Origin of the sequence: Metabacillus bambusae (assembly GCF_017497975.1) — a bacterium.
GTDB lineage: Bacteria > Bacillota > Bacilli > Bacillales > Bacillaceae > Metabacillus > Metabacillus bambusae.
On record NZ_JAGDEL010000002.1, the window covers coordinates 1 to 26701 of the forward strand.

Annotated in this window: 26 protein-coding genes; 7 read left to right on the top strand and 19 right to left on the bottom strand. The window is 37.2% G+C overall.

Annotation, left to right across the window (positions count from 1 at the left end; all coding sequences use genetic code 11):
* Nucleotides 1-371 precede the first annotated feature (371 nt).
* Nucleotides 372-1340 carry a S8 family peptidase gene (locus I7822_RS02695; RefSeq protein WP_207975249.1) on the bottom strand — a complete coding sequence of 323 codons (969 nt, stop codon included), beginning with the start codon at nucleotides 1338-1340 and terminating at the stop codon, nucleotides 372-374.
* A 153-nt stretch (nucleotides 1341-1493) separates the two neighbouring features.
* Nucleotides 1494-1625: a hypothetical protein gene (locus I7822_RS30140; protein ID WP_260445654.1), complete on the bottom strand. Its 132-nt coding sequence runs from the start codon at nucleotides 1623-1625 to the stop codon at nucleotides 1494-1496.
* A gap of 511 nt (nucleotides 1626-2136) precedes the next feature.
* On the opposite strand from I7822_RS30140, the gene I7822_RS02700 reads away from it, so the two are divergent.
* Nucleotides 2137-2460 (top strand): hypothetical protein, encoded by a 324-nt coding sequence (locus I7822_RS02700; RefSeq protein WP_207975250.1) that lies wholly within the window; start codon nucleotides 2137-2139, stop codon nucleotides 2458-2460.
* A gap of 116 nt (nucleotides 2461-2576) precedes the next feature.
* A complete protein-coding gene (locus I7822_RS02705; protein WP_207975251.1) occupies nucleotides 2577-3659 on the top strand; it encodes a PQQ-dependent sugar dehydrogenase in 1083 nt (360 codons plus the stop codon).
* Nucleotides 3660-3785: 126 nt separating this feature from the next.
* On the opposite strand, the gene I7822_RS02710 is transcribed toward I7822_RS02705, so the two are convergent.
* Nucleotides 3786-4109, bottom strand: coding sequence for a hypothetical protein (locus I7822_RS02710; RefSeq protein ID WP_207975252.1), 324 nt, complete (start codon nucleotides 4107-4109; stop codon nucleotides 3786-3788).
* Nucleotides 4110-4171: 62 nt separating this feature from the next.
* The gene (locus I7822_RS02715; RefSeq protein ID WP_207975253.1) at nucleotides 4172-5359 is read right to left on the bottom strand and encodes an aminotransferase-like domain-containing protein; all 1188 of its coding nucleotides are present in this window, start codon (nucleotides 5357-5359) and stop codon (nucleotides 4172-4174) included.
* A 248-nt stretch (nucleotides 5360-5607) separates the two neighbouring features.
* Here I7822_RS02715 and I7822_RS02720 point away from each other — a divergent pair, with 248 nt between their 5' ends.
* From I7822_RS02720 to I7822_RS02730, 3 genes are all read left to right on the top strand, one after another.
* Nucleotides 5608-6195, top strand: a complete 588-nt coding sequence (locus I7822_RS02720; RefSeq protein ID WP_207975254.1) for a helix-turn-helix domain-containing protein — start codon at nucleotides 5608-5610, stop codon at nucleotides 6193-6195.
* 76 nt (nucleotides 6196-6271) lie between these two features.
* Nucleotides 6272-6541 carry a hypothetical protein gene (locus I7822_RS02725; protein WP_207975255.1) on the top strand — a complete coding sequence of 90 codons (270 nt, stop codon included), beginning with the start codon at nucleotides 6272-6274 and terminating at the stop codon, nucleotides 6539-6541.
* A gap of 113 nt (nucleotides 6542-6654) precedes the next feature.
* The gene (locus I7822_RS02730; RefSeq protein ID WP_207975256.1) at nucleotides 6655-6831 is read left to right on the top strand and encodes a hypothetical protein; all 177 of its coding nucleotides are present in this window, start codon (nucleotides 6655-6657) and stop codon (nucleotides 6829-6831) included.
* A 482-nt stretch (nucleotides 6832-7313) separates the two neighbouring features.
* Here the strand turns inward: I7822_RS02730 and I7822_RS02735 are convergent, their stop codons facing one another.
* The 12 genes from I7822_RS02735 to I7822_RS02790 all read right to left on the bottom strand — a co-directional run bounded on the left by I7822_RS02735 (nucleotide 7314) and on the right by I7822_RS02790 (nucleotide 23103).
* The gene (locus I7822_RS02735; protein ID WP_207975257.1) at nucleotides 7314-8858 is read right to left on the bottom strand and encodes a BCCT family transporter; all 1545 of its coding nucleotides are present in this window, start codon (nucleotides 8856-8858) and stop codon (nucleotides 7314-7316) included.
* Between the two features lie 172 nt (nucleotides 8859-9030).
* Nucleotides 9031-10473 carry an aldehyde dehydrogenase family protein gene (locus I7822_RS02740; RefSeq protein WP_207975258.1) on the bottom strand — a complete coding sequence of 481 codons (1443 nt, stop codon included), beginning with the start codon at nucleotides 10471-10473 and terminating at the stop codon, nucleotides 9031-9033.
* A gap of 21 nt (nucleotides 10474-10494) precedes the next feature.
* Nucleotides 10495-11550, bottom strand: coding sequence for a homoserine dehydrogenase (locus I7822_RS02745; protein ID WP_207975259.1), 1056 nt, complete (start codon nucleotides 11548-11550; stop codon nucleotides 10495-10497).
* Entirely contained in the window at nucleotides 11540-12787 is a 1248-nt protein-coding gene (locus I7822_RS02750) for a M20 metallopeptidase family protein (RefSeq protein ID WP_207975260.1), read from the bottom strand. The genes I7822_RS02745 and I7822_RS02750 overlap by 11 nt, the downstream gene beginning before the upstream one ends.
* Nucleotides 12788-12816: 29 nt before the next feature.
* A complete protein-coding gene (locus I7822_RS02755; RefSeq protein WP_207975261.1) occupies nucleotides 12817-14019 on the bottom strand; it encodes a cystathionine gamma-synthase family protein in 1203 nt (400 codons plus the stop codon).
* Nucleotides 14016-15038, bottom strand: coding sequence for a cyclodeaminase (locus tag I7822_RS02760; protein ID WP_207975262.1), 1023 nt, complete (start codon nucleotides 15036-15038; stop codon nucleotides 14016-14018). Before I7822_RS02760 ends, I7822_RS02755 begins: the two co-directional genes overlap by 4 nt.
* Before the next feature lie 28 nt (nucleotides 15039-15066).
* On the bottom strand, nucleotides 15067-16254 hold the full coding sequence (locus I7822_RS02765) for a M24 family metallopeptidase (RefSeq protein ID WP_207975263.1): 1188 nt from the start codon (nucleotides 16252-16254) through the stop codon (nucleotides 15067-15069).
* Between the two features lie 448 nt (nucleotides 16255-16702).
* The gene (pdxS, locus tag I7822_RS02770; RefSeq protein ID WP_207975264.1) at nucleotides 16703-17587 is read right to left on the bottom strand and encodes a pyridoxal 5'-phosphate synthase lyase subunit PdxS; all 885 of its coding nucleotides are present in this window, start codon (nucleotides 17585-17587) and stop codon (nucleotides 16703-16705) included.
* A gap of 21 nt (nucleotides 17588-17608) precedes the next feature.
* The gene (locus I7822_RS02775) at nucleotides 17609-19318 is read right to left on the bottom strand and encodes a PucR family transcriptional regulator (protein WP_207975265.1); all 1710 of its coding nucleotides are present in this window, start codon (nucleotides 19316-19318) and stop codon (nucleotides 17609-17611) included.
* 168 nt (nucleotides 19319-19486) lie between these two features.
* On the bottom strand, nucleotides 19487-20923 hold the full coding sequence (gene aspA, locus I7822_RS02780; RefSeq protein ID WP_243459233.1) for an aspartate ammonia-lyase: 1437 nt from the start codon (nucleotides 20921-20923) through the stop codon (nucleotides 19487-19489).
* 4 nt (nucleotides 20924-20927) lie between these two features.
* Complete coding sequence (eutB, locus tag I7822_RS02785; protein WP_207975267.1) at nucleotides 20928-21932, bottom strand: hydroxyectoine utilization dehydratase EutB; 1005 nt, start codon at nucleotides 21930-21932, stop codon at nucleotides 20928-20930.
* Between the two features lie 343 nt (nucleotides 21933-22275).
* Nucleotides 22276-23103: a glycerophosphodiester phosphodiesterase gene (locus I7822_RS02790; RefSeq protein WP_207975268.1), complete on the bottom strand. Its 828-nt coding sequence runs from the start codon at nucleotides 23101-23103 to the stop codon at nucleotides 22276-22278.
* 649 nt (nucleotides 23104-23752) lie between these two features.
* Here I7822_RS02790 and I7822_RS02795 point away from each other — a divergent pair.
* Complete coding sequence (locus I7822_RS02795; RefSeq protein WP_207975269.1) at nucleotides 23753-24493, top strand: LysM peptidoglycan-binding and 3D domain-containing protein; 741 nt, start codon at nucleotides 23753-23755, stop codon at nucleotides 24491-24493.
* 59 nt (nucleotides 24494-24552) lie between these two features.
* On the opposite strand, the gene I7822_RS02800 is transcribed toward I7822_RS02795, so the two are convergent.
* Nucleotides 24553-25179, bottom strand: coding sequence for a metal-dependent hydrolase (locus I7822_RS02800; protein ID WP_207975270.1), 627 nt, complete (start codon nucleotides 25177-25179; stop codon nucleotides 24553-24555).
* A gap of 309 nt (nucleotides 25180-25488) precedes the next feature.
* On the opposite strand from I7822_RS02800, the gene I7822_RS02805 reads away from it, so the two are divergent.
* The gene (locus I7822_RS02805; RefSeq protein WP_207975271.1) at nucleotides 25489-25818 is read left to right on the top strand and encodes an MGMT family protein; all 330 of its coding nucleotides are present in this window, start codon (nucleotides 25489-25491) and stop codon (nucleotides 25816-25818) included.
* 170 nt (nucleotides 25819-25988) lie between these two features.
* Here I7822_RS02805 and I7822_RS02810 read toward each other — a convergent pair whose 3' ends face one another.
* Complete coding sequence (locus tag I7822_RS02810) at nucleotides 25989-26294, bottom strand: hypothetical protein (protein WP_207975272.1); 306 nt, start codon at nucleotides 26292-26294, stop codon at nucleotides 25989-25991.
* Nucleotides 26295-26417: 123 nt separating this feature from the next.
* Nucleotides 26418-26618, bottom strand: coding sequence for a methionine aminopeptidase (locus I7822_RS02815; protein WP_243459234.1), 201 nt, complete (start codon nucleotides 26616-26618; stop codon nucleotides 26418-26420).
* Nucleotides 26619-26701: the final 83 nt, after the last annotated feature.

Sequence of the window (26701 nt, forward strand, 5' to 3'; positions counted from 1 at the left end):
TTCCATTTAATTTCCTCTGGATAAGGGATTCTTGTACCCATAAGAAAAACACCTCCGCTAGAATCATATTGATTAAATACGACTCAGGAGGTGTTTTTTCCTTGTCTCACTTTATGGGGTCACTTCATCGCCTCTATCCTCTCTTTTTTATTGGCTTTGTTAAACTTGGTTGTGATTTCCGCGGGCGGTCCGTGAGCCTCCCGCAGGAGTCTCACGGATCCGTTCCAATCAACAAAGTGCCATAATCATTAACTTGGTTATAGATGTTCTTATATATCGATTTTGAATGTTGTAGCTATTTAGTGCCTTCTGTGTAGGGAAAGTGTAATTGATCCTTAGTTTGATAAGGATCGTCCCACCTTACTTAAAGTTTATTTTGCGGATGTTAAAGGATGATTCTCTGATGGGGTGACTGAACCCGATGCTAAATTTAGAATTCCATTCCCTTGAAAGCGTCGACTATAATCTAGGGAATCGGTTTTTTTAATAAGCTGGGCATAAATCTCAGCCTCTGTTAGCGGACGCTCAAATTCTTTCTCACTTTGTTCAATAATGAGAACTGCTGCTGCAGAAACATGTGGTGTTGCCATCGATGTTCCTGATAACACAGCAAATTCGTTGTTTAAATAGGTTGAAAGAATTTCTTCACCTGGGGCAACAAGATCAATTACTTTATTTGTATTGCTAAACTCCGAAATCTCCTTCTGTAGATTGACTGATCCAACTTGTACAACTTCTGGATATGCACCAGGATATGCAAATTCATCTGTCTCGTTTTTCCCATCGCCTTCATTACCTGCAGCACAAACGACAAGAATATTTTCATCGATCGCTTCTTGAATTGCCTTATGAAGCTCTGGGCTATCTTCACTTCCTCCTAATGACATAGAGATAACTCGTACTCGTTCACCATCTGGTCCAATCCACTTTGTTGCATAGCGGACACCTTCTGTGACCCATTTTGTCTCTCCATACCCTTGACCTGCTAACACTTTCAAGACGAGAACCTTTGCTTTTGGTGCAACGCCGATGACACCCTCATCATTTTCTTCTGCACAAATTGTTCCACATACATGTGTGCCATGTCCGTTATAATCCTCAAAATTTTTAGAATCTCCGTTATCATCTGTTGTAAAATTGTACCCATCAATAATTTGATTTCTAAGTTCAGAATGGGTGGAATCACAGCCTGTATCAAGTACAGAAATGACCATTCCATCACCAGAATACCCTTGCTTCCAAGCAGAAGGTGCATTGATTAGCTCAACACCTGGTGGAATAACCTTTGTGTCTTTTAATACTGTTTGAATGGTATAAGGGACCAGACCTACTTTACTCATTGTGATTCCTCCTTTAAATATAATTAAGGCGACATAATTCCACTTATCCTTTAGTACCAATAATAAATATTTTCAATTTTTTAAATTTTTCCTCATTTTTTGTTAAGTTTTGTATTATAATTTATTCGTAAGCACTTTGTTTTGGCGTTTCCTCTATGGGAAGCGTCTTTTCTTTTTTGTTTTTCTTTTTAAGTCATCGATATTTTTTAACCCTAGTGTGATGGAAGAGAAAAGCGTGGCAGCAGCAACTAACAATTTGATGAGAAGCTCTAACCACTCCAACACAATTATCACCTCCTTTTTACAAAAATAGCCCTACACAGTAATTAGATGACTGGTAAGGCTAGTTTTTTTATGAAGCACAAAAATCCTTTGGGTACTATAAGGATAATTATGGAATATATGTCATTATCATTGTAACATGTCCTATTCTCTCTAGCATTAATATTATGAATTTTCGTACAATAATACTGTAAAATATATTCTCTTGATTTATGATTCCATACTTAATCCCTATGTAAGCATTCCTCATTTGGTAAAAGAGGGAGAATTGTAATAGGTATTGATAATCTAAAGAAACGTGAACTGTTTTTCCGCTGGTAAAAAACTGTTTTAATTTTGGAAATTAATATCCATAACCGGTTAACCTTTACCTGATCGGAACTTGGATATTGTGTTTCATAGTGGAGTTACCCCCATAAAAAAGGAGACGATTATCAATAGTTTATTAGATACATAAAACGAAACTCTATGCATAAGAATGGTTTAATTTAATCGCTACTTAGGAGGGGTAAAATTGGAGTCTGTTGTTAAGGATGCTTTACTGGAATGGAAAGAAGAGATGCTATCACAAAAAATAGAAATTGATGAAGAATACGAAAGGGTCAAATGTGATCTTCAACTCTATTCATATAAATCTGGCATAACCAAGCAAGTCATTCAATCTACAATCAATGACGAAATTATTAATAGTATTAAAACAACTTATCAAATACCATTTGTAGAAAAATACGAAGAGCTTAAACTGTACATAAAGGAATTAGAAGAAAAACGAAAAGTATATCAAATGTTTGTTGATAAGATTGAGAAGGTTAGTGAGACTGGCGAAAATGATTCTTAGACATGAGATAGTCGATGTACGTATTTGTGCACTCGGCTATCTCATTTTTTTGATTCTCCTCGCGAAAATTGTTACTATTATTACAAATAATTTCCAACGATTGGAGACGACATGCTATGTATAAAGGGATAAAAACGCTTATGCTTTTGTTATTCGTTACAGGATGTTCTTTTGGGGATACAACACAAAATAGTAATGACTCTGATAAACAAGTGAAACTAGAGGCTGAAGAAACTATTGCTACTCCAGTAGAAGTTTTAGCAACCAACTTACACATACCTTGGACAATAACAAAAAAAGGTGGAACATTTTTCATAAGTCAGCGCGAGGGTAAAATGATTGAAACAAATCTTGAAACAGGCCTAATAAAAAAACAAGAATTATCGGTTACAAAAGATATTCTTCATGAGGGTGAAGGAGGCTTGCTTGGTTTAGTGCTAGCACCTGATTTTGAATCCTCCGGGCAGGCCTTTGCCTATTATACATATAAAGAGGATTCGGCAACTAAAAATCGAGTTATTGCTCTTCAAAAAGAAGGAGATAAGTGGACAGAAACAAAAGTCTTATTAGAAGGAATTCCAGGTGGCAGAATTCATAATGGGGGCAGAATGAGAATTGGACCAGATGGAATGCTTTATGTTACAACGGGAGATTCTGGGAATCCTGATTTGTCACAAGCCAAAAATAGTCTGGCAGGAAAAATCCTTCGTATGAATCTAGACGGGACCATACCTGATGACAATCCTTTTGAAAATTCCTATGTTTATTCATATGGGCACAGAAATCCCCAAGGATTAGCATGGGATGATGAAGGAAATCTATATAGTTCTGAGCATGGCCAGAGCGCACATGATGAAATCAATCTTATTAAGCCAGGACAAAACTATGGATGGCCAGTTATACAAGGAGATGAAGAAGAACCTGGTATGGTAAAACCTATTTATCACACTGGTGAAAACACGTGGGCACCTTCTGGTATTGACTATCATAATGGGAAGCTTTACATAGCAACCCTGCGTGATTCGAAAATTCGAAGCTTTGATTTATCAACTAAGTCTGTGAACATCCTGCATGAAAATAGTGGGCGAATGCGTGATGTTTACATTGAGAATTCACAATTATATACGATAACAAATAATCGAGATGGCCGAGGTACGCCACAGAAAAATGATGATAAATTGTTAAAAATTGAACTCTAACAGTAAGTAACTGCTAGGATTTGATCACTATTTAGAAAGAGGAACTTTATCATCTTATCTCATTCGAACAATATAAAAAGGATGAACTGAAATTTAAGTTCTTCCTTTTTATTAGAGATATCCAAATTAAATATTAATATGGGAAAATATTAATCCTTCGTTATCTGCAGGATCAAATACTTCAAAAAGTTTCACTATAGGCTTTTTCTCGCTCATTTTTCCAAGATCTTTTTCTAATTTAGGAAGCATCACATTGTTGGCATCTTCTGCATGACTTTTTGTATCCCAATAATTTAATGCTCTATATTCGCTGGCACGATCGTCAAAAAAGTAGACACTGCCTCTAAAGCCCCTTAATTTTCTAGTCTCGGAATCCAATTGCTTTGTTAATTCTTCTGCAGTCCGTCTTTTTCCATTTCCTAAGTTAAAAACCACCAAGCGCGCATACACTTTCCCCACCTCCCGCCTTAAGCATATATTTTAAATATATGTTAGAGTGGTGGGGATAATTCTTAGACCGTTATCGGACTTAGTAAGACATCTACTAAACGGTCCATTCCTAATTTAATTTTTTCAGGTGTGGAATGGCTAAAGTTTAAGCGGAATGTATTGTACTTTGGTTTATCAACATAGAAAGGTGCTCCAGGAACAAAGGCAACACCTTTTTCTACCGCACTCTTGAGCAAAGTTGGTGTATTTAGATGCTCCTGTCCTTCAACCCATAAAAACATTCCACCCTTTGGCTCTTTCCAAGTAAACACTCCTGGCTCTAACTTATTTAAATAGTCTCTCATAATCGTCATTCGATGATAATATTCACTTCTCAAATGTTGTATATGTCCTTCAAGATTAAAGTCACGTAACAAAAAATAAAGTGCCTGCTGATCAATCGAACTTGAATGCAAATCTGCCATCTGCTTAGCCTGTGTCATCATTTTTATGATTGGTGAAGGCCCTGTTACCCAGCCTGTTCGCAATGCTGGAACAACTGACTTTGAGAAAGTGCTCGTATACACTACATGGCTTTGGCCGTGATCAAATGACGCAACTGATGGATATTCTTCCTCGTCATGAAATTTAATATCACCATAAGGATCGTCTTCTAAAACGAGTACATCATATTTATAGCAAAGCTCTAAAAGTTGTTGGCGACGTTCCGTACTCCAAACCTTACCTTCTGGATTTGAGAAAGTAGGGATAATATAAATGAATTTTGGCTGGTAAGTTTTAATTTTTGCTTCCAAATCCCCAAACTCCATTCCGTGTTCATCACTGTTGACCGCAACTACATTTGCCCCATATGATCTAAAAACCTGTAAAGCTGATAGGTAAGTAGGATCTTCCGTTAATACGACATCACCAGTTGAGAGAATCACTCTTGAAAATAAATCAATTGCTTGTTGTGAACCTGTTGTAATCAACATGTTTTCAAGAGGTGTATTCACTCCTTTTCCTTCCATTTTAGTTTTTATCGCTTCTCTTAATGGCTTATATCCTTCGGTTAGTCCATATTGTAAAGACGATTTTCCTGATGCAAAGACTTTTTCATAGGCTATTTGAACTTCCTTCAAAGGAAATGATTCTTCAGAAGGTAATCCTCCTGCAAATGAAATCACATTACCTTGTTGAATAACAGCAAGAATATCTCTAACAGCAGATGATTTAAAGTTTTTTGTTTGTTCTGCAAATGAGTAATTCATAAAAAAGTCCCTTCCTTTTTCGTAGGTTGATAAAATTAAAAATATTCAAATAATTAATCTCGTACTGATGGGAGCTATCTGGTAAAAACTGTACCCATTTCGTATGTTATAATAATATTTCTATATCATATAACACACAATACCAACCTTTCAAGCTTTTAAACAAAATATTCAGAAAACGAATTTCAATAAAATATGTTATAATATATTTAACACATTAATATAACATACATTTTTAGGAGTCTTTTATGGATAAAAACTTTCTATCTAATCAAATTGGTCAGCGTTTACGTTTTTACCGTCAACAACGCCAATTATCTTTAGATGATCTTGCTGAACTAACTGGTGTTAGCAAACCAATGCTCGGACAAATTGAACGTGGAAGTTCTAATCCAACCGTTGCAATATTATGGAAAATAGCTGCTGGGTTACAGATACCGTTTGCTTCCTTTCTTATAAGAGATCCTTCTATAAAGATCCTTAAGGAAGATGAACAACCTTTCTTTAAAGAAGATAACGGTTTATTTGAAACATATAATACGTTTGCTTCTCCTGGAATTCCATTAGAAATTTTTCGAATTCGCATGTTGCCAGGATGTAAGTATATTTCCGCCCCTACTGGGATAGGCGTACTTAAATCGTTAACTGTCCATTCCGGCATTTTGACCATCGAAATTGGGGAAGATAGTGCTATTACTTTAAATAAAGGCGACGCAATGTCCTTCTCTTCTGATGTTTATCAGGTTTATCAAAATCATACTGAAGAAGTATGTGAAATAAACTTGTCAATCTATTATTCCAGCCCACATATCCAGTCTGGACCAGATATAAAATAAAGTGAGACTTCATTCCATATGGTCTTACCGCCCGTTTAAGAATGGGTTAAAATACTTTTTTGAAAGGATGTTACTATTGGAACTCAATGTAGAAACGATCTACTATTTAGAAAATCCTGAGGCAGGTATCATTAAATTCGCGACTGGTTCACAACTAAAATACGGAGATATCGTAAAAGAGGTTTTTGGGGTTGCAGATATAAATGATTTATTAATGATGATTGAATATAATAAATCATTTCAAGAAAGTGTTTGCAAAGCTAAGGGAATTAGAGAAGATGAGATAACGTTGGAAATGATTTTTCGTGTTGCTTCTAAACAAGATTTGGTGCAACTGAAAGATTAAGTCATAGTGAAAAAAATGTTTCGGAATTTAACTGCCATCACCCTACTCCTATTTCTTCATAAAACTCAAAAAAATCTTATAATTTGGAATCCAATATAAGGGGGTGGCTTTTTATGTCATTTATTAAAATATGCAGATCTTGTAAAGGAGAAGGATATATTCGTGATCATTTCTTCTCTATTATTAAAAAGAAGTGTTCTAATTGTAATGGTATAGGAAAAGTTCATGTAGGCTGGGATAATAATCACAATGAATTAAAAAATTTAAATGAATTGAATAAGAATAATTAAAAATCCTAGTGTGGCATCACAAAACATTTATGTATGGTAATAGGATTCAAAATAACTATTTATAGAGAATTTCTAACTATTAATCTTTTTTCCTCTTCTTAAGCTATTTTTATGCAATCAACCTCTTCTATTTTCAACGATCACAACACTTTCACGTGCTCGTTCATTATTATCAAACTCAGTATGTTTTTTTCAATAGGCTGTTTTCGCAAACTTTGTTGCTAAATAACAAGTATTGGGGAGGTTAACTTCCGTTCCAATCAACCTAAAACGGTTTTGTTCAAGAAACTATAAAAAAACAACAATTTTTACCAAAGAGCCTTTCATTATAACAATTTATTTAAATAACCAATGTACAAGTTGGAATATTATTTAATTCAATTGAAAAGGAATACTACCACGGAGAAAAGGCAATACACTCACTTTTCTTTGTTTGTAGTATTCCTTATCATAACGGTCGATATCAAACTATTCTTAACCCCTTATTGGGCTTTCCTTTGCGGTGTTATTTCGCTAATATCTTGTTTATTAGCTTTTTGTTCAAGATACAAGGATTTAAAAAGTGATATACTGATCAAAATCATGATTACTGTAAATGGAAGTGCAGCAATTAATGCTACTGATTGCAATCCTTCTAATCCACTGCTCACAATTAATACTGCTGTAATTGCAGCAATTAAAACTCCCCAGACGGCTTTTACAGCGTTTGACGGATTTTCATTACCATCAGATGACATAATTCCAAGTACGTAAACGGTCGAGTCTACTGATGTGATAAGGAAAATCATAATAAGCGCAAGCATTAGTACTGAAAGTAAGCCGTAAAGTGGAAACTGTTGTAAGAAAACAAATATAGCTGTTGCAACATCCTTCGTAACCGCTTCTGAAAGCGCTGTATTTTGAAACAAATCCATATATAACCCTGTTCCGCCGAAAATGGCCATCCACATAAATGCAATGACAGGAGGGATAATCAATACGCCAATGACAAACTCTCGAATCGTTCTTCCTCTCGATATTCGAGCAACAAACGAACCAACGAATGGCGACCATGTGATAACCCATGCCCAATAAAAAACAGTCCAATCATGTACCCACTTATCACCTGTGTAAGGTGTTAAGAAAAAGCTCATTTCGATAAAATGGTGTAGATAATCACCAACTGCCAGAACAAAGCTTTCTAAAATAAAAACTGTCGGGCCTTTAAATAGGAAAAACAGCATAAATCCAATGACTAATACCATATTCGTGTTACTTAAAAATTTTATTCCTTTATCCAGTCCAGTTATCGCTGATGTCATGTATAACAAAAACATTACGCCAATAATCAAAAGTGGCAGCCATGTACTGTTTGGAATAGAAAACACATAATTCAGTCCAGCATTAATTTGCAAAACTCCCATCCCCATTGATGTAGCAACCCCTGTTACTGTTGCAATGATAGCGAGAATGTTAACAGTCTTTTTTATACTCCTTTTTTTCATGTTGACACCATTAAGCGTTTCACTTACAAGCAATTTACTTTTTTTACGGAATTGAAAATAGGCAAGTGCTAATCCAACGATCGTAAAAACAGACCATTGATGGAATCCCCAGTTAAAAAAGGAGTAACGCATCGCGACACGAGCCGCTTCAGCAGATTGAGGTTCAATACCTTCTAAAGGAGGGTTAGCAAAATGAGTTAACGGCTCAGCTACACCCCAAAAAACAATTCCTGCACCAAACCCAGCGGCAAACAACATACTGATCCAAGCAAAAAAAGAAAACTCAGGCTTCTCATTTTCCTGTCCAAGTTTTATGTTGCCATACTTACTAAAAGCTAGAAATAAACAAAACGCTACAAAGCCTGCAACAGATGCTAAATAAAACCAACCAAATGAATCGTTTATAAACCCCGAGACAGCAGAAGCATATTTAGAAAAGCTTGCAGGAGAGAAGGCTCCCCAAATCGCAAAAAGGACAACGACAATCGCCGATATTTTAAAAACTGGATTGTTAAAAGATATTCGTTCTTTGGTTTTCCTCAAATAAACCACCCTTTATCAGTTTTTATCTAAAAAGGAGCCATTGTAATGAATACTCAAATTGACTATCTGATGTCTGTTTTCGCATTGTGAATATTCAGAATATTTACCGGTTTGAAAGGGAATCATGCACAATTGGCATCTTCCCTCTCAATTCATTAATAGGACATAGTAATTAACATGAAGAAAGTTTAAAACAAACAACCTTCTGTTCTGTCATTTCCTCAATTGCAAATTTGATCCCTTCACGACCAAGTCCTGATTTCTTCGTACCACCGAATGGCATAGCATCTATTCGGTAGTCGCTGCTATCATTAATCATGATCCCGCCTACATCCATCTTAGCAATTGCCTTATAAGCTTTTCTTACATCATTTGTGAAAACACCTGCTTGTAAGCCATAATCAACATCATTTGACTTTTGGATTGCTGAATCAAGATCTGCAACTGCATAAAGTAGAACAACTGGACCAAAGATTTCTTCTTTTGCAATTACGCAATGATCAGGAACATTTGTTAACACAGTTGGTGAGTAGAAAGCTCCATTACGTTCTCCACCTGTTAATAGCACAGCGCCTTTTCCAATTGCTTCATTAACCATATTTTCAACACGAATCGCTTCTTTTTCCGAAATAAGCGGTCCCATATCGGTTAGCTCTGATTGTTTATCACCAACTTGATATTGCTTTGTGCAATGAACGAACGCTTGTTGGAAAGCACCCATAATGCTTTCTTGTACATAAATTCTCTGGACACCTAAACAGTTTTGACCAGCCGCCCAAAAAGCTCCAGAAACCGTTGATTCAACTGCATCCTCTAAATCAGCATCCTCCAATACAATAACGGGAGAGTTGGATCCTAGCTCCATGCTAAGCTTTTTTAAGCCTGCCTTACGAGCAATTTCCTCTCCGGCCTCAAGACCACCAGTAAATGAAATCATTCGAATCGCAGGATGTGTTACTAGTACATCGCCAATCTCATTTCCATAACCAGTTATGACAGATAACACTTTTGAAGGAAGCCCAGCTTCAGCAAATGCTTCAGCAAGTAAAAGAGCACTTAATGGTGTGACAGTTGCCGGCTTTACGATAATCGCATTTCCAGATGCAATTGCCGGCCCTACTTTATGTGCCACAAGATTTAATGGATCATTGAACGGTGTAATGGCACCAATAATACCGATTGGAAAACGATAATAATACCCGACTCGATTTTCACTTCCAGGCATTTGATCAAACGGAATCGTCTCACCATGAATCCGTCTTGCTTCTTCTGCACTTATACGAAGAGTTTGGATACATCTTGCCACTTCCTTCGTGGCTTCGCGAATTGTTTTACTACCTTCTCTTGTGATCGTTCGCGCGTACTTTTCAGTATGCTTCTCGATATAATCCGCTGCCGCGTTAATTATTTGCATACGTTCATGTACAGGCATTGAAGCAGCGATTTTAGCTCCTTCTTTCGCTTCTTCAATGCATGTCATCATATCTTCTGCTGAAGCCGCGGGTACAGTATCGATGATGCTGTTATCCTGAGGGTCACGAACCTCAATCATCCGATCACATTTTACCCAATTACCTGCGAGAAACATCTTTTGACCTGTAAGTTGAGCTGTCATATTATTACCGCCTTTCCATTATTAGATTTTTACTAATTGTTTTTCACGATCAATGGTGATTAAGTCAATTAAGAGGGAAAAACCTGTTTCAACTTTTCCGGCACCTGCACCACTTAAAGTTACAGTGCCTAAAAGATCACATTCGTACGTAATTGCGTTCGTAGCACCGCTGATTGAGGCAAGAGGATCAGTAACATCAACCTTTTCTGGAGCAATTGAAGCAATGACTTCGTTGCCTTCTTTACGAGCCTTGGCTAATAGCTTCCAACGCTTTCCTTCTGCTTTTGCCTCTTCAATATCTTTTAAGGTAATGTCAGTAATCCCTTTGCAAGATACTTCTTCTACTGTTAGTGGTGCATTCATGACATAGTTTGATAAAATAACAATCTTATATCTTGCATCATAGCCTTCTACATCACTAGTAGGATCCGCTTCTGCATATCCCAGCTCCTGTGCTTCTTTTAGTGCCTCCTCGTAAGAGACACCTTCTGTTTCCATCTTTGTTAAGATGTAGTTTGTTGTACCATTTAAAATCCCGCGTATTTCTGTAATCTCATTGCCAGCTAATGTCGTAATCGGCATTCGTAATGCAGGTGTACCACTCATAACTGTTCCTTCAAATCCCCAATAAACACCATTTTTATCGGCAATTTCAGATAGTTCTTTGTAAGCTAGCGCAACAGGGCCCTTGTTTGTCATTACAACATTTTTTCCACTCTCAAATGCAGCTTTACAATGATTGATTGCTGGTTGACCTGTTTTTACATCTGTGTATGAAACCTCAATAATAGTATCCGCGTTTGTATCACGAATTGTTTTGAGACTATCCCAACCAGTCACAAGCCCAGGTGTCTGTGGATAGTTTTCTAAATTACCAGTTTCTTTCAATACTTGTAAAGCCGTTTCGATATCAAGTCCATTTGGATGATAGATTGAGCCTTTCATTAAATCGGAAATTGCTACGATAACAGCTTCAAAATCTTCACCTTGTTTTAATATTTCCTTTTTATCACGTAGGATTTCGGCTAACCCTTGACCTACTACACCAAATCCTATAAATGCTAGTTTATGCGCCATTTGTTTGCACCTCCAAATTATGATTGATCGGTAAGTTTCCTTCACCGTTTAAAAACTTAATAGCAGTTTGTGCGAGGATCACTGCCCCTATTGGCAAGCAAGTCTCATCAATATCAAAAATCGGTGTATGCAAATCTCTTTGCACTCCATCTTTTGGTGCACACCCTAGAAAAAACATAGAGCCTGGAAGTTTCTGTGTTACATAGCCGAAGTCTTCTCCACCAAGTCCAAATGGACGTTGCGTGATCTGAATTTCAGGATAGATCTCAAACATAGCTTCTCTAATCAAGTGATTAACTAGTGGACTATTATTTAGGGCAGGTTCTCCTCTTTCAATATCCAGTGAATATCCACCACCTAGGTGATCAACAATTGAAAACGCTTTCCTTAATTCCGATGCTAATACATCACGAATTTCGGGTGAATAGCTTCGAATCGTGCCTTCAATCAATACCTCTGTCGGGATGATATTACTTGCTGTTCCTGCATGGATTTGACCTATGCTAACAACTGCTGGATCTAAAGCAGAGACTTTCCGGGCAACAATCCCGTGTAGTGCTTGCATAACAGGTCCAAGCATCCATATCGGGTCTGTACCAAGTTCTGGATAGGCTCCATGACCGCCTGTTCCGTATATTTTTGCTTCAAACACATCCACATTTGCCATACTGTACCCATCATTCATTTGCACTTCACCAACTGGCAGCCACGGACACATATGAAGCGCAATAGCAGCATCAACTTTGTCATATACGCCTGCCTGCACCATATAAGGGGATCCAGAAAGTCCGTGCTCATCTGTACTTTCCTCTGCAGGTTGAAAGACGAATTTAATTGTTCCTTTTATTTCACCTCTATTAAACTGATCAGTTAGTATAGTAGCGGCACCTAGTAAAATAGCAGTATGTGCGTCATGACCACATGCATGCATTACACCAGCGAGTCTTGAGCGATAATTAGTTGTATTTTCTTCATGAATCGGAAGGGCATCGATGTCTGCTCTGATCGCAATTGTTGGTCCTTCACCCGAAGTTAATGTGCCGACTACACTTGTTTTAACACCGATCCCTCTTTCCACCTTCATTCCGTCCAGCTTTTCTAACGTTTCAGCAACAATTTGAGAGGTCCCGAACTCCTGAAAGCTGAGCTCGGGATGTTGATGAAACGTACGACGCCATTCAATAAGTTGATTAAACAAGCTACTTCCTTGTATAACCATAGGATGCTCATTTAACATTCACCATTCACCTCATAGAAACTAGTCATCTATTTTACTTGCAAAGTACTCTCAACGTGATTAAATGCTTGTTCAAAGTCTGCAAGTAAATCCTCAATATCCTCAATTCCGCAAGATACGCGAATGAGTCCTTCTGGAATTCCCATTGCCGCACGCTCTTCTGGTGTACATTCAACATGGCTAGTCGTACGAGCAGGTCCTACTGTTGTTTCAACAGCTCCTAGATTTGCTGCACGGTTTGCAAATTGTAATTTGGGTAGAAGATCTCTTACTGTATCTACTCCACCCTTTACTGCAAAACTAAGCATTCCACCGAAATCCTTCATTTGTTTTTTTGCAATATCATGATGTGGATGTGTTTCAAGCCCTGGATAGTAAACAGCTTCCACCATTTCTTTTGTTTGTAAGTATTTTGCAAGTGCCATCGCATTAGCACATTGCTGGCGCACACGAAGGTGAAGTGTTTTCATCCCACGTAATGTTAAGTACGCTGCCATTGGATCCATAGTCGCCCCATTAATTTCACGGAAATGATAAATCTTTTCAACAAGTTCATGTGAGCCGCACACAACACCGCCCAGTGCATCTGCATGACCACCAAGGAATTTCGTTGCACTATGAATCACTAAATCTACTCCTAAAGAAAGCGGGTTTTGGTTGATTGGGGTCCCGAATGTATTGTCAACAATGACAAGTGCTCCTGCATCACGTCCAGCTTTTGCCATGCGCTCAATGTCAGTAATTTTAACTGTTGGATTTGTTGGTGTTTCCAAGTATAAAATCTTACAACCTTTTGCCACTTCTGCTTCAATTGCTTCATGGTTTCCTGTTTCACAAAGAACAACATCAATTTGTTGACGAGGAAGGAACTCAGTAAAGATTTTATTCGTGCCACCGTATGTATCTTTAATGGATACAATACGATCACCAGGTAATAAAAATGTAGACAATGTGTTGCTGATTGCAGCCATTCCTGTTGAAAAGCTTGTTGCTGCTTCTGCACCTTCTAGAATTTTTAATTTATCTTCAAATGCTTGAACAGTTGGATTAGTGTTACGCCCATAAATATGGCCTTTTTTCTTTCCAATCGCAACATCATACCACTCATCCATATCATCATAGTTGTAGGCTACACTTAGAACGACCGGTACTTGTGTTGCACCATGTACTAAATATTCTTTTTCTCCTGCCCATACTGCTTTCGTACCTACTTTAATGTTTTCGTTTGTCATATGACCACTCCTCTTTCGTTTTTTAATGATAATGTCTTATTTTCAACGTTTAATCCTAAATTACGTTTGACCATTTCATTGTAAGCAAACAGTGCGATCGCTGTATCTTGCACCCCTGTTCCAGTTAAATCAGCAACAGTAATTTGATCTTCATTTTCACGGCCTTTCAACTCTTTTGCTGTTAATTGACCGAGTTCAATAATGGACGATTCGTTTGTTACTACACCACTAGTTAAGGCGTGATGCAATTCTCCAAGTCGTGCACATTGTGCTTTCGTGTCACACACAAGCTTATCAGCTCGTGCTAGTACTTCAGCTTCTAACTCTTGCTTATGTTCAGCGTCAGATCCCATTGCAGTTATGTGAAGGCCTGGATGCAGCCATTCTGCTTTGACAATCGGCTCTTTTGCTGGCGTTGTCGTTATGACTAGATCACTGTTTCGAACAATCTGTTCGGCACTGTCTACCACTTGAACTTCAATGCCAATTTCTGCAGCCATGTCTTCTGCGTATTTTTTTGCACGTTCAATTGAACGAGCATACACAAGGATTTTCTTAAAATCTCGTACTAGTTTTAATGCTTTGACCTGGAATCTTGCTTGACTACCAGCTCCAATCACCCCAACTGTTTCAATCTTTTCCCGTGAAAGATAGTTAGCAGCAATCGCTCCCGCAGCAGCTGTTCTAACTTCAGTTAAATAACCATTATCTAAAAGAAGCGCCTGTGGAATACCTGTTTGGCTACTAATCAACATCATAAGCCCGTTCCCACTTGGAAGACCAAGCTTATAGTTATGAAAGAAGCCAGAAGAAACTTTAATCGCAAACATGTCTTTGCCTTTGACATATGCTGTTTTTACGTCTACTTCACCATTTTGATCGTGAACATCAACACGCATAATCGGGGGCATTTCTACTTCATTGTTTGCTAGTTTTGTAAATCCTTCCTCCACAACGGTGATTGCTTCTTGATTTAATTTCACATATTGTTTAAGCTCCTGCTCAGTAAATATAAGCACGGTTCTGCTTCACCTCCTTTAACGATTTCTAGTTTTTTGTTAAAATCCCATCCTTGATAAACAACTCTCTTGGAAGATTTGCAAACGTTTCACAGCCAGTTTCTGTTACTCTTAATGCTTCACTCGCTTCAAATCCGTATTTATCTAACCAAATACCTGGAATAAGATGGAATGTCATATTCGGCTGAAGAATCGTTTTATCTCCTTTTCTGATACTCGCTGTATGTTCGCCCCAGTCAGGTGGATAATTAAGTCCCATTGCATAACCAAGTCGCGATTCTTTTATAATGCCGCTTTTTGCGATTGTTTTTCTCCAAGTCTCTTCAATTTCTTCACACACGATGCCTGGCTTAATCATGTCAAGGCAAGCGTTTAATCCTTCGACAACAACATCTGAAAGCGCTTTTATTCCATCGTTAGGTTTACCGATATTTACTGTTCTTGCTAGTGGTGAGTGGTAGCGTTTATAACAACCGGCTAATTCTAAAATAACTGTATCTCCTTGTTTATAGCGTTCATCTGTCCACGTTAAGTGAGGAGTTGATGTTTTCTCTCCAGATGGAAGCAGTGGCATAATCGCTGGATAATCGCCTCCGAACTCTGTTGTTCCAGTGACTTGTGTATGTAAAATTTTCGCAGCGACATCACATTCACGAACACCTTCATTGATTAACCCAATCCCATCCATCATCGCTTTTTCAACGATTAACGCTGCTCGCTTCATATACTCAATCTCTGTATTGGACTTTACAATACGAACCCAGTTTACTAAGAGAGTTGCATCCTGAAATTTAGCATTTGGTAATCCTTTTTGCAGCTGTTGATAACATTTTGCAGTGAAATAATAGTTTTCCATCTCAACACCGACGGAACGGTTATCTTGGCCAATTTGTTTTAAAATATCGGCTACAAAATCCATTGGGTGTTTTGTATCTGATTGAACATAATCTTCTGGGTAAGGAATGATGTTTTCGTGATAAAGCCAAGTTGTTACTTTAGCTCCGTTTGCATCCTGGGTTCTTCCGATCCAAATCGGTTGATCTTCGTCATTGATAATCACTAACATTTGATGTACATAAAAAGACCAACCATCATAACCGGATAAATAGTTCATATTAGCTGGATCTGTAATAAGTAATACTTCAATCCCTTGTTCTGCCATTCTCTCTTTTGTTTTACGAATTCTCTCTTTATACTCTGCTGTTCCAAATGACATGGGAACATTCCCTCCTAGTTCAACAACATTTTAGTTTTTTGAATAATAACTTTATGAGTTCATTATAGTAGCTGAGTGAAAAATCTATCATCTGCAAATATGTATGAAGATTCTAATAAGTTTGTAGTCAAATTATCAAAAAGGTGTTAATTTGTATGAAAATGCTCAGGACGTGGACTAAATTGACGGGATAGATGAGAGTTAAGGAGACGAGAGATCAATTTGACGGGACGATGTTGTAGTTTGACGCGACTTCATGAGAATTTGACGTGATAAAATCCATAATTGACGGGACGCAACACTAAATTGACGGGACAATCACCATTATCGACGCGAGCGTAGTGAAAAGAAATGATACTTCTTCCCAAAATCAAAATAGACCATCATAAAGATCCTTCGTTACAGGATTTTTTATGTTGGTCTATTTTTTTACAACTTGTATGATAGATTACCAGCCGCGCTCTTGCATGAGTTCTGTTCGATCTAAAGTGGATATTTCAATCCCTTTCATCGGATTGCCAAGCCCTTTTGAGATTTGAGAAATAAGCTCATAGTCTTGGTAATGGGTCGTTGCTTCTACAATTGCTTTTGCAAATTTTTCTGGGTCTTCTGATTTAAAGATTCCTGATCCTACAAAGACTCCGTCAGAACCAAGTTCCATCATCAATGCAGCATCAGCTGGTGTTGCAACTCCACCGGCTGCGAAGTTTACAACAGGTAGTCGGCCTGTTTCTCTAATTTGAAGTAAAAGTTCAAATGGTGCCTGTAAATCTTTCGCTTTTGTCATTAATTCATCATGACTCATATTAGCAACTTGACGAATTTGTGATTGGATAAGACGCATATGACGGACTGCTTCAACAATATTTCCTGTTCCTGGCTCACCTTTTGTTCGCAGCATAGATGCCCCTTCACCTATACGTCTCAATGCCTCGCCAAGATTTCGGGCACCACATACAAACGGTACAACGTATTTACGTTTATCAAGATGATATTCTTCATCTGCTGGTGTTAAAACTTCACTTTCATCAATATAATCAACGCCAAGAGCTTCCAATACACGAGCTTCGACAATATGCCCAATACGAGCCTTTGCCATTACCGGAATGGACACAGCTTTCATAACTTCCTCAATAATCGTTGGATCTGCCATACGTGCTACTCCACCTGCAGCACGAATATCAGCTGGCACACGTTCAAGTGCCATAACAGCAACTGCACCCGCTTCTTCAGCGATTTTTGCCTGTTCTGCATTGATAACGTCCATGATAACGCCACCTTTTTGCATTTCAGCCATACCACGTTTAACAAGATCTGTCCCTTTATTCACCATATGTTTCTACCTCCGAAATTTTCATTGATGTACTATTTTTTCCGATGCTCCCATTTTCCAAGTCTTTATGCTCAAATCCAATAAAAATAAATCATCTGGATCAATAAGTGAAAGTCCTGTCAATGATTCAATTTTTCTTAAGCGATATAACAATGACTGTCTATGTAGATTCAAAGACCTTGCCGTTTGGCTTACATTGCCATGAAACTTGTTATAGGCACTAATTGTACCGATTAAATCCATATTACGCTGATCGTCATAATGGACAAGTGGTTCAATAGTTGACATAATAACTTCTTTCATTTCGTTATTCTGAGCTAGATTTAAGAGCACGCGGTCAACTCTTGTATTTTCATACATCATACGATGCCCTGTCCCCTTTTTACGTCTACCAATTTTTAAAGCAATGTTTGCATGTTGATAGCTTTCAGCAAATCCTTTAAAACCTTCACGGTAGTTTCCTATTCCCCAAGATATAACAACCTCTGGTAGCAAATTTCCTAAACGTCGTTCTACTAAGTCTAAAAAATTTGTAGCGTTTTCATTTTCCGTTTTGCAAGGAATTTCAAGAAAAATTAAAAGCTGTTCTCCTTGGTATGTCATCATTACTTCTCGTTTAAGAGATTGTGCCGCATAAAAAATTTCTTCTTCGATATATCGAATCATACTATCGAGCCAATGCTCAAATGAATCATAATCTCGCTTACGCTTCCGAAAAAATAACTCTAAGTTTTCAGGAAGTCCTACAATGCAAACGTATGGAAGTTTTATATTGTATCCTAGTAATTTTGCCCTTGAGTCAGCCTGATCGTAGGAAAGAAATTCTCCTTTAGCAAGCTCTTGTACAAAATCACTGCGCAGACGCATTTTCGTTTCCTCGATCGCATTTTTCCTTGAAAGCCAAAGAGCTATTGTTGTTGCTGAATGCTCTAATACGTTCACACGATACTGAGTTAAATAGGTTTCAACAGATGTGTTAGTAGGTAATAGTACAAAAATATAGCCCTGTGCGTCCCCTAAAACTTGCAACACGGGGAGCTGAAGTATCTTCTGACCTTCTATTTCAACTATTTGAAACTTCTGAAACATTGGATCACGCGTTACTAAGGATGTTTCTTTTTTTGCTGGAAGGATTCCTTGTAGTACGTAATTCTTCCATTTTTTAATAACATCTTGAGTATGACCGCTTTTTTCTTGTATAGTACCAGTTCGGTCGGTAATAATAATAGAACAACCAATATGCCTTTGGATAAATTTTGAGATATGGTTAAGTTCTGTTTCTTTTAGAATTAACTTTAAAAGCTCCTGCTGTACTTTCTCTGATTTTTTTCGTTCTTTGTACTGAATATCGTTAATCTCTTTCATAACCTCTTCGATTATACTTGCAAAACGAATTTCCCATGGTAGTTCTATAATTATAAAATTATGTTTTTCTGCTAAATCTATGACTTCAGTTGGAATATCGAATATATACCTTCCCGTAGCGATCATAAGTGCTGATGCTTCAGAATCAATAACATCTTTTACAAACGTTTTTAATGCTTCGACATCGTTGTTGCATCCAATCGCAGTCGTTAAAACAACCTCATTTTTACGAACAAAGTTTTCAACTGGCATTTCAATGACAGAAATCCATTGAACATATCGTTCGTTCACATGATTTTTTCCCGTTATCATTCTAGCATTTTTCATAATCTCGTAATTTAAAACATCATTTATTGTTAATCTCATGTTGTCCCCCTCTGACCACCTAAAGATTAAAACGATTTAAAACTACTAATTATAGAAAAACATATTAAATAGAAATCGTCCACTATTAATTGAATTTTCTGCTCAAATTATACTTTATTACTATAGTAATTTACTCTTAATGAGGGGTGGCTAAAATACAAAGTTGATTCATTCTCTATCAAAAAGAGCTCCCCCAGCAATGCCTGGTTCTGTCATTTCATAAGGGTTTAAAATAAGTTCAAGTTCTTCCTCTGTTAACACGTCGTACAACAAGCAGAGCTCTCGAACAGATTTTCCATTTATAATTGCTTCTCTTGCAATACGAGCTGCTACTTCATAGCCAATATGAGGATTAACCGCTGTAATAATCCCTACACTTTTTTCTACATATGACTTCATACGATTTTCATTTGCTTCAATTCCCTCTAAGCAGTAACTTGTAAAAACACTGAACGCATTGTTCATGATGCTAATCGATTGAAGCAAATTAAACACAAGTACAGGCTCCATTACATTTAATTCAAGCTGCCCCGCTTCAGAGGCCAAGCAAATTGTATGATCGTTCCCGATTACTTGAAAAGCGACCTGGTTAATCATCTCAGGCATAACCGGATTTACTTTACCCGGCATAATGGACGAACCTGGCTGCCTTGCTGGCAAAATAAGCTCACCTAGCCCCGCCCGTGGACCAGAGGCCATAATACGAATATCATTTGCTATTTTTGACATATTCATCATGCAAACTTTCAGTGCAGCTGAAACTTCTGTGTAGGCATCCGTATTTTGTGTTGCATCCACTAGGTGTTCCGCTCCTGTAAGCGGCAAGTCACTAATTTCAACCAAGTGTTTGATTACCTGTTTAATATAGCGAGGATCTGCATTAAGTCCTGTCCCAACAGCAGTTGCACCCATATTTACCTCATATAAATGCTGACGTGATTGTTGAATACGCTTAATATCACGTTCAACCACACGGCTATACGCTTCAAATTCCTGACCAAGACGAATAGGTACCGCATCTTGAAGATGTGTTCTTCCCATTTTTATCACATGATCAAATTGATCTGCCTTTTTCTTAAAGACAGCAAGCATTCCCTTCATTGTATGTTCTAATTTTTCAAGAAGATTAAGGGTTGCAATATGGATAGCCGTTGGAAATACATCATTTGTTGATTGCGACATGTTTACATGGGTATTTGGACTTAGTTGTGCATAGTCACCTTTTTCTTTACCAAGTAACTCTAAAGCACGATTAGCAATTATCTCGTTTACATTCATATTCATCGATGTACCCGCACCGCCCTGGATGGGATCGACGATAAAATACTCGTGCCACTTTCCTCCAATGATTTCATCTGCTGCTTCTATAATCGGCTCACCAAGTCCTACATATAATCGTTTTATATCCATATTGGCTAATGCTGCAGCCTTTTTAACAATAGCTAACGCTTTAATTAACTCTTCGTGAATCTGGTAGCCTGTAATTGGAAAGTTTTGGGTAGCTCGTAATGTTTGAATGCCATAGTATGCTTCCTTTGGTACTTTCTTCGCACCTAAGAAATCGCTTTCAATTCTTACGTGATCAATACCAGTGCGATTTGACATCGTTTCACCCTTCATTTCCATCAGTGTATTTTTGAATTAATTGAAGTAGTATGGAAAGATCTACATTATGTCCACTAATAATAACTACAAGATCACCATCTTGATCAGGGATTTTGTTTCCTAAAACTGCCGCAATACCTGTCGCTGCAGCGCCCTCCATTATAATTCTATGTTTGTCCATCATATATGCCATACTATAGGCAATTTCATCTTCAGAAATAAGCAACACATCATCCATATACTGTTGAACCATTTGAAATGTGTATTGATTATCAAGACCAATTCCACCTAATAAACTATCTGCAAGTGTCACACTTTCTTCCAACTTTACTGGTTTGCCAGCTTTTAGACTTTCATACATGACAGCAGATTGTTCCATTGAGACACCTGTAATTCTGATGTCAGGATTATTTGCTTTCAAGGCCAAGCCAATCCCAGAAAGAAGACCTCCTCCTGAAAGTGGAACAATTACATCTTTTAAATTTGGTAGAGCCTCTAGCAATTCTAACCCAATTGTTCCTTGTCCTGCTATAACATGAGGATCATCAAATGGCTGAATCACCGTTAATCCTTTCTGTTTCTCGAGTTCATAGCAGCGCTCACCCGCTGCATCTTGACTATCGCCAACAATCTCAATTTGAGCTCCAAGCCTTTTTAAGGATTCGACTTTTGCTTTTGGCACCCGATTTGATATGCAGACAACAGCATTAACTCCAAGCCTTTTTGCTACAAATGCTACAGCCATGCCATGGTTACCCGTTGAAAACGTTGCGACCCCACGTTTTTTTTCTTCATCACTTAAGCTTAGTATTTTATTCGCTGCTCCCCTGACCTTAAATGCTCCAACCTCATGAACATTTTCAAGCTTTAAATAAACGGAACGACTAATTTTTTCTGATAAAATAGCGGAATAAATTAATGGTGTTCTATTTACAATAGGAGCAATCCGCTTTTTTGCTTCCCAAATATCACGGATCTTCATCACTTTTCTTTCTGTAGTAAGGTTCATATAATCACGCGCTCCCCCCTCAAATGTAATCTTATTATTCATAAGATAAATACTAATACCTTTTTCAAGAGATATCCATTGTCAAATCTGCCTATAAAACGTAGATAGTTTTCATACAATTTGATCAATAAAAACTATATTGGACCTGTTCTTCTTACATTTAATAAAAGGCTGCTTTCGCAAACTTTGTTGCTATTTACCAAGTAATGCAGTCTAGTTGATTTCCGCTGCAGGCATTCGCTTTCCGCTCCAATTAACAAAGTGCCAAAAACAACAGTGAGCTTTAACAGAGCGAATAAAAAAAGCAGCGAAACTTAGGCTGCTTTTTTCAAAATAAAGTATATTAGTTTCTAGGATCAACATAATCAGGATAATCTGTAATAATCGCATCAACATCCATTTCTAAAAGGAAATCTGCCGCCTCTTGGCTTCGAACTGTCCAAGATGAAATTTTCATTCCGATTGAGTGGACTTGATCTACTAAATCTTTTGTTACAATACCATAGCTAGGGTTAAAGTAATCTGCATAAGTTGAGAACTCTTGTAATGCTTCTGGTGTTGTGTGTAATTTTGATGATGTAAGAACTCCGATTGGTACTTTTGGAAGTAATTGATTCATCATTTTCATAGATTCAAAGTTAAATGATTGGATAATAATTTTTTCATTTTGCGGCACATCTAGGTTTCTAGCTTTTAATTCCTGGGCAATACTTTCTTCTATCCCTGGATAAAGCTCTGGTGCTTTTAGTTCGATTAAAATCCCAACCTTACCATGATAACGATCAAGGATTTCAGCAAAGGTTGGGATTTTTTCTCCCTTAAATTGTTCACCTTTCCAGCTTCCTGCATCAAGGCTTCTAAGTTCAGCAAACGTTAAATCTCCAACTTTCCCAGTACCGTCTGTTGTTCTGTTAACCGTTGTATCATGAATAATAACTAATTCTCCATCCTTGCTTCTTTGAACATCGATTTCAATGTAATCAGCTTTCATCTCTACTGCTTTATCAAACGCAGCTATTGTGTTTTCTGGTGCATATCCTGCTGCACCCCGATGAGCGACATTATCAACCTTCCTGACATCACCTATAGATTCTGCTGCAAATGTTTGGTGCAGTGGACTAAATAGCAAGGTGAATGCAACACCTGCTCCTATCATTAATTTCTTGTTCATTTTAAGTCATCTCCCAACTAAAATATGAGTACTGAATTTATTTTAGATAAGAAATGTTTATCTAATATGTATTTATGATTACAACTAAATAATGATTGTGTGAAGGGAAATAGGATGAATTTCTTAAATCTATTTACAACCCTAATACTCGAGATAGCTTGAGTACAAATAATCTTCTCTATTTATAGAGTGAATAAGGGGATTATTTTAATATAAATCAATTTCTAAATCGAAGTACATTCAGTATAAACAATCGTAATTAGTACAAAAGTTGGGTTTTACTTTCAAATTCAAGTCTGATCATCCTAAAAATAATGGGTTCATCTCTACATTCTACTATTCCTATTTAATCAGTTCTCTCTTATTCCATTATATATATATATATGACTAATTACCGTTTAACCAAATCTATCACATGTTTTAAAGTAACGTATTGAACACGGATAAAATTTCATTTAATAGATATTATCGGTAAAAATTAACCTATATTGGATATATTGGTGAAATATGGTACTGTTTGTAACCTTTCTATTACATAATTGTAACAACGTAAAGGAACTGTTAACTGCTTGACCTTTAATAGACTGTTTTTCATGTTAAGATAGGACTCATTGATTAGCATAAAGCAAGCTAACAAGGAGGAAATAAAATGAAAAAAGGCATTTTATCAATCATAACAGCTACGGCATTGTCAGTAGGCTTTGCAGCGAACGCTTCTGCAGCAGTAGTTACGGTAGAAGAAGGCGACACTCTTTGGGATCTAGCCGATCAAAAAGGTTTGTCAGTTGAAGATATAAAAGAATGGAATGACTTATCAGGTGATATCATTCATCCTGAAGATAAATTAAAGCTTCAAGAGCACTATGAAATTGTAGAAGGCGATTCTCTTTGGGATATTGCTAAAGAAAATAACGTTTCTATTAATGAGTTAAAAGAGTTGAATGAAATTGACTCTCATATTATCCATCCTGGTGACGAGTTAATCATTGAAGATGTGAACACCGAAGATGCAGAACCAGAACAAACAAAAGCTACACCACAGCAAAAGGTAAAGTCGAAAGTTGAAACTGATTCAAAAGCATCAACTGAACAACCTGTTGAAGAAAAGTTAACAGTAACGGCAACAGCTTATACTGCAAACTGTGAAGGTTGTTCTGGTACGACGAAAACAGGTATTGACTTAATAGCAAATCCAGATAAAAAGGTAATTGCTGTTGATCCTGATGTAATCCCATTAGGTTCTAAAGTGCATGTAGAAGGTTATGGTGAAGCCATTGCTGGGGATATTGGTGGTGCAATAACTGGTAACAGAATTGATGTATTTATTCCATCAGAATCAAAAGCAAAAAAATGGGGACGAAAAAAAGTTGAAGTTAAAATTTTAGATTAGATTTGACAAAACCCTTAGTTATTTTTCATGAACTAAGGGTTCACTTTTATATCCTATCCTCAAAATTCCTTCGAAGAGAAAGGCAAGAAAAATTTCACCCCACGCTTATTAAAAGGTAAAACCTTCATATCGGCAACTAAATGACTACTATATCCGATTAAACATGTAAGAAAAATCCCCTCGATTGAAATAGCTTGTTCTAAATAATGAGCGACGAAGGCAAAATAACCAATTCCTAATAGTGAGTGAGTATAGCTTCGATGTGGAACAAAAGAAGCGATCACGATATAGATCCCAAGTAAGATCAACCAGATTTCTTGTAATGAAACCCCTCCTGCAAGCACTCCAAGACCAGTAATTGTTAGCATATGCCGTTGCTTTATAAAGGATGAGATGACAATAATGGAGACTCCAGCTCCAATCCCCATCCATTGCTCTGCACCTGTTCCTTCAAGTAAAATATAGATGATCATCATAAAACCAATTAATTGTGCAACTGATCGAATTAATTTGTGTGATAACGTAATTTTGTTGCTTAATTTCCCATCAATATCAATGTCTGGAATCAGTCCTGCCACTCCACCCATTCCTACTAGTAATAATGTTGTAGTTGGATCAGCATGAACTGTCTGGGAAACGATAAAACCGGCTCCAGCCCCAATTGTTGCATGTGCAGTTCCGTTCAATTCATCCACCTATTTCTATGTAATTTACATTCAAAAGTCTAGTATACATGAAAATTAGTGGGAAAATGGACGTGTTTTCTTTTTTTAGGATGTTTTCTCTAACTTTGTTGCTATTTACCAAGTAAAGCGGTTTGGTTGATTTCAGCGGGCGGTCAGGGAGCCTCCTGCAGGAGTCTCACGTATCCTTTCCAATCAACATAGTGCCAAAAGCAAAGTAATTCTACTATATATGATTTTCCCAATTACGCTGTCCTTAAAACCGTATGAATAGTATTATAAATTATTATCTTAATGAAAGAGGTAGATAACATGCTTTCTTTTACTGAAAGAGCAATCACCATCATCAAAAACATTCCAACAGGGAAAGTCATGACATATGGACAAATTGCAAGATTGGCAGGAAGTCCAAGAGGTGCACGGCAGGTTGTACGAATCCTTCATTCCATGAGCGCTAAACATCAACTTCCATGGCATAGAGTCATTAATGCGAAAGGGGAAATTGGTTTTAGAGATGATGAATCTTTTATTACCCAAAAAGAATTTCTTGAGGATGAAGGAATTGTTTTAAAGAATGATAATACGATCGATTTAAAAACATATCAATTTCATCCAGTGGACGTAGAAGAGACTATGTATTAGTGTCTCAATCTTCTCTATATTAAATAATTCAATTGTTAATTCTCGAATATAATTTCTAGTACGTTTAGTTTGGCTAGGAAACCATAAATCGATATGTATTATTCTAAATTTATAGCAAAAGACTATCTGTAAAAAAGAAAAAGCCCTCAAGAGAGGACTCGCTAATATACCTATTCATCTTTATTATCATTGTCACCCATATCTTCCACATCTTCAATTGGATCTTCAGGGTCAGTGTTCGCATCATTTTCATCGTCTTTGTTGATTGTATCATTTTCATCAACACCAGGTACGTTTTCTTCACCTTCGATTATATCGTTAGCGTCATTGTTTGCACCATTTTCATTCGTACCATTTTCATTGACGCCAGCGTCATCTTCTGGAGGTGCTGGATCTGGGTCCACATTGTTACAGCCTACTGACACCATCGCTGCTAATAAAATACTTGTCATCATGAGATACCATTTTTTATTCATGGTCATTCCCCTTTCCTATTTAATATAAATCTTTGCTTATCATCCCCTTTCTAGAAACTTTTATGCAGGACAAAATAAAAAACTTCTAACTTAAGTCAGAAGTTCTCAAAAAGGTTCATTTGTTTATTTGTTTTTCTCCCATTCGGCATACAAGCCAGTTCCATTACACAAATGGCAGTCAATTGCATTTCCTGCATAAGGACTAGTTATTGTAGCAAAACCATTCCCACGGCATACAGGACACTTTCCCTGTTCTTTCATTTTGGCGATGTGTTTCTCCTTATAAGCATGATACCAGTCAGTAAAAAACTTAACTATTTTCACCTGCATCACCCTGTTGTATTTTTCCTACAGTATATTCGAATGCAGAGGACAAGGTGATAACTAGAATGTCTAAATTTATTTTA